Here is a 3,718-nt window from a genome sequence, read left to right on the forward strand (position 1 = left end):
CCAGTTCATCTACCTGATGGCGGTGTACGGGATTATCCAGACCCTGGATGGCAACGTGCTGGTGCCGCTGCTGTTCTCGGAGGCCGTCAACCTGCACCCGGTGGCGATCATCTGCGCGGTGCTGTTGTTTGGAGGGCTGTGGGGGTTTTGGGGCGTGTTCTTTGCAATCCCGCTGGCGACGCTGTTCAAGGCCGTACTGGATGCGTGGCCGCGGCAAGAGCCGGTGGTGGCGCCTTTGTTGTAGCAGCAACCTTATTGTGGCGAGGGGGCTTGCTCGTGCTGGATCGCTTAGCGGCCTCTGAAAGCGGGAGCGCTTCGCACTCCAGCGCGAGCAAGCTCGCTCGCCACAACAAGCTCGCTCGCCACAGCAGGGTCAAGCTTTATTCAATGCCTGTGCCGCCGCCAACACCGCATCCACATGGCCCGGCACTTTCACACCACGCCATTCCTGACGCAGCACGCCATCCTTGTCGATCAGGAACGTGCTGCGGTCCACGCCCAGGTATTCCTTGCCATACAGCTTCTTCAGCTTGATCACATCAAACAGCTGGCAAACCGCTTCGTCCTTGTCGCTGATCAGCTCGAAGGGGAATTCCTGCTTGGCCTTGAAGTTCTCGTGGGACTTCACGCTGTCTCGCGACAAGCCAAACACTTCGGTATTGGCAGCCTTGAACGCGGCGTACTGGTCACGAAAACCCTGACCCTCGGTGGTGCAACCCGGGGTGCTGTCCTTTGGGTAGAAGTAGATCACCACTTGCTTGCCCTTGAGGGCTGCAAGGCTGAACGTCTGGCCGCTGGTGGCCAGGGCTTCGAAATCGGCCACGGGTTTGTCGATGGCTACCGGCATAGGTACTTCCTTACATTGGGTTCTGTGGGCGCCATGGCTCGATCAGTGCGTCGAGGTTCAGGGCATCGGCGAAATCCAGGAATTGGTCACGCAGCCAACTGATCTGCACGCCGGCCGGCAAGGTCACGGTGAACGTGGCGTTGAGCATGGTGCCGCCGGTTTGCGGGGCCTGGTAGGTGTCGCAGGTCAGGTTTTCCAGCTCGACGTTGTGGTCGATGAAAAACTGGCACAGCTCATTGACGATGTCCGAACGGTAGGCCGAGCTGACATACGCTACATAAGGCAGGGCCTGCGGACGGTTTTCCAGGGCGGCGCTGCGCACGACGTTGACGGTGAAGTTGTGCTTCTTGGCCAGGCCCGGCAGGCCGGTTTCGAGGCGCGCCAGGGCGTCCCAGCTGCCGGAGATCTGCAGTACCAACGCGCTGCACTCGCCGTGGCGGGTGAGGCGGGAGGTCACGACGGCGCAGCGGTTCTCATGGCTGGCGCGGCACAGGACGTTGGTCAGCTCCATGGGGTTGGCGCCGAGGGCACTGATAACAAGGAATTGTTCGCGAACTGTGGGGGTGGACATGCAGCCTTCCTAAAGCGATGAGCGGTCGATACCGTGTGGGCTGTATCGATCAAAGGATGAAGGGTAGCGAAAACCATCGCCAAGGGCTAGGAGGTGGCGTTTTCATTACGCGATCGGTCTGATTTCAGCGTGCTTCAAGCCGCGCTTTGGCCCAATGATGGCATTGCCCGTCGTTTAGTTGCCCCAGAACGCATCCTCAGGCGGTACTTCGCTTGTACAAGCATCTTGGCGCCAGTACCATTACGGCTCTCTTTTTCCGGCAGGAGCGGTTGCATGATTGCGGGCAGTATGGTGGCACTGGTCACACCCATGGATGCACAAGGTCATCTCGACTGGGACAGCCTTGGCAAACTGGTGGACTTCCACCTGCAAGAAGGCACCAACGCCATCGTGGCGGTCGGCACCACAGGTGAATCGGCCACCCTTGATGTGGAAGAACACATCCAGGTCATCGAGTTCGTGGTCAAGCGCGTGGCGGGCCGCATTGCCGTAATCGCCGGCACAGGCGCCAACTCGACGCGTGAAGCGATCGAGCTGACCAAGAACGCCAAGAAAGCCGGCGCCGATGCCTGCCTGCTGGTAACCCCGTACTACAACAAGCCGACCCAGGAAGGCTTGTACCAGCACTTCAAGGCCATCGCCGAAGCCGTCGACATCCCGCAGATCCTCTACAACGTTCCTGGCCGCACGGCCTGTGACATGAAGGCCGAGACCGTGATCCGCCTGTCCACCGTGCCGAACATTATCGGCATCAAGGAAGCTACCGGCGACCTGCAGCGCGCCAAGGACATCCTGGCCGGCGTGAGCAGCGACTTCCTGGTGTATTCCGGTGACGACGCCACGGCGGTCGAGCTGATCCTGCTGGGCGGCAAAGGCAACATCTCGGTGACCGCCAACGTCGCGCCACGCGCCATGAGCGACATGTGCGCCGCCGCCATCGCCGGTGACGCCGTAAAAGCCCGTGCGATCCATGAGCAACTGATGCCGCTCAACAAGACACTGTTTATTGAATCCAACCCTATTCCCGTGAAATGGGCGCTGTTTGAGATGGGCTTGATGCCGGACGGTATCCGTCTGCCGCTCACCCGGCTCAGCGAAGCCTGTCACGAACCGCTGCGACAGGCCCTGCGCCAGTCCGGCGTCCTGGTTTAATTGAGGAAGCACTACGCATGAAGCGATTGGCCGGACTTTCCGCACTTGCCTTGATTATCTCCAGCACCAGTGGCTGCGGTTGGGTATGGGGCCCGGAAGGCTACTTCCGTGACCGCGGCAGCGATTACCTGGAAGCCCAAGCAACCAAACCGATGCAACTTCCGCCGGACGTCAACGTCGCCAAGCGCCTTGACCCGTTGTTGCCGATTCCGCGCAACGTCGCCGATGACACCACCAAGGGCGAGTACGTAGTGCCACGCCCGCAGCCGATCTCGGCCGTGGCGGACACCAGCGACTACAGCCTGCAAAAGAGCGGCGACAACCGCTGGATCATGGCCCAACGCCCACCGGCTGAAGTCTGGCCAGTGACGGTGCAGTTCTTCCAGGACAACGGTTTCAGCATTGATCAACAACGCCCGCAAACCGGTGAGTTCACCACGGCATGGCAGCACGGCAGCGAACTGTCCGCCAGCATGGCCAAGCGCCTGCAGGCGAGCGGTGTAGCGCCCGACAGCGAAGCCCGTGTGCGTGTGCGCATCGAGCCAGGCGTGCAGCGCAATACCAGTGAAGTCTACGTGGTGAGCGCCGAGCGTCCTGCCGGCAGCACTGCCAACGTCGATTTCACCCCGCGTTCGGTCAACATGGGCGTAGACGCCGCGTTGGTCGACGAGATGCTGGCCAGCATGAGCCGTATCTCCGAGAAGGGCGGTTCGGTTTCCCTGCTCGCCGCCGGTAACTTCGACACGCCTAACCGTGTCAGCCTCACCGAAGACGGCAGCGGCAACGTGGTGCTCACCCTGGGTGAAGACCTCGACCGTGCCTGGGCCAGTGTTGGCCGTGCGTTGGAGCAAGGTCCATGGCGCGTTGAAGACATCAACCGCAGCCTGGGCCTGTACTACATCAACGTAGCGGAAAAGGCCGAGAAGAAAGACGACGAGCCAGGTTTCTTCGGCAAGTTGTTTGGCAGCAAGCCGACCAAGGAAGAGATCGAAACCCGTGCCGAGCGTTACCAGGTTCGTTTGAGCAAGGTGGGCGAGAGCGTGCAAGTGACCGTCGAGAAGAATATCAACACCGTTGCGCCGGCTGAAACAGCGCGCAAAGTGTTGGGCGTGATTCAGGACAACCTGGGCTGACCCGATGCGTTTTGC

General features: G+C 60.8%; 5 protein-coding genes. 3 read left to right on the forward strand and 2 right to left on the reverse strand.

Annotated elements, in window-relative coordinates; genetic code table 11:
• Positions 1–244: AI-2E family transporter (locus tag FEM54_RS27315; protein ID WP_138453726.1), on the forward strand; the 244-nt coding region annotated here is incomplete at its 5' end.
• Positions 245–373: 129 nt separating this feature from the next.
• Here FEM54_RS27315 and FEM54_RS27325 read toward each other — a convergent pair.
• The gene (locus FEM54_RS27325; protein WP_138453728.1) at positions 374–847 is read right to left on the reverse strand and encodes a peroxiredoxin; all 474 of its coding nucleotides are present in this window, start codon (positions 845–847) and stop codon (positions 374–376) included.
• A gap of 10 nt (positions 848–857) precedes the next feature.
• Positions 858–1,418 (reverse strand): glycine cleavage system transcriptional repressor, encoded by a 561-nt coding sequence (locus tag FEM54_RS27330; protein WP_017137336.1) that lies wholly within the window; start codon positions 1,416–1,418, stop codon positions 858–860.
• A 273-nt stretch (positions 1,419–1,691) separates the two neighbouring features.
• Between FEM54_RS27330 and dapA the strand changes: the two genes are divergently transcribed.
• Complete coding sequence (dapA, locus tag FEM54_RS27335; RefSeq protein ID WP_017137337.1) at positions 1,692–2,570, forward strand: 4-hydroxy-tetrahydrodipicolinate synthase; 879 nt, start codon at positions 1,692–1,694, stop codon at positions 2,568–2,570.
• A gap of 17 nt (positions 2,571–2,587) precedes the next feature.
• On the forward strand, positions 2,588–3,703 hold the full coding sequence (gene bamC / locus FEM54_RS27340; protein WP_138453729.1) for an outer membrane protein assembly factor BamC: 1,116 nt from the start codon (positions 2,588–2,590) through the stop codon (positions 3,701–3,703).
• Positions 3,704–3,718: the final 15 nt, after the last annotated feature.

It is taken from the genome of Pseudomonas edaphica (assembly GCF_005863185.1).
Classification (GTDB): Bacteria; Pseudomonadota; Gammaproteobacteria; order Pseudomonadales; family Pseudomonadaceae; genus Aquipseudomonas; species Aquipseudomonas edaphica.

What these genes read in the sequence shown, in the direction of transcription:
- FEM54_RS27330 (WP_017137336.1), bottom strand. Translation starts at nt 1,418, where the DNA reads ATGTCCACCCCCACAGTTCGCGAACAATTCCTTGTTATCAGTGCCCTC.
- bamC (WP_138453729.1), top strand. Translation starts at nt 2,588, where the DNA reads ATGAAGCGATTGGCCGGACTTTCCGCACTTGCCTTGATTATCTCCAGC.
- dapA (WP_017137337.1), top strand. Translation starts at nt 1,692, where the DNA reads ATGATTGCGGGCAGTATGGTGGCACTGGTCACACCCATGGATGCACAA.
- FEM54_RS27325 (WP_138453728.1), bottom strand. Translation starts at nt 847, where the DNA reads ATGCCGGTAGCCATCGACAAACCCGTGGCCGATTTCGAAGCCCTGGCC.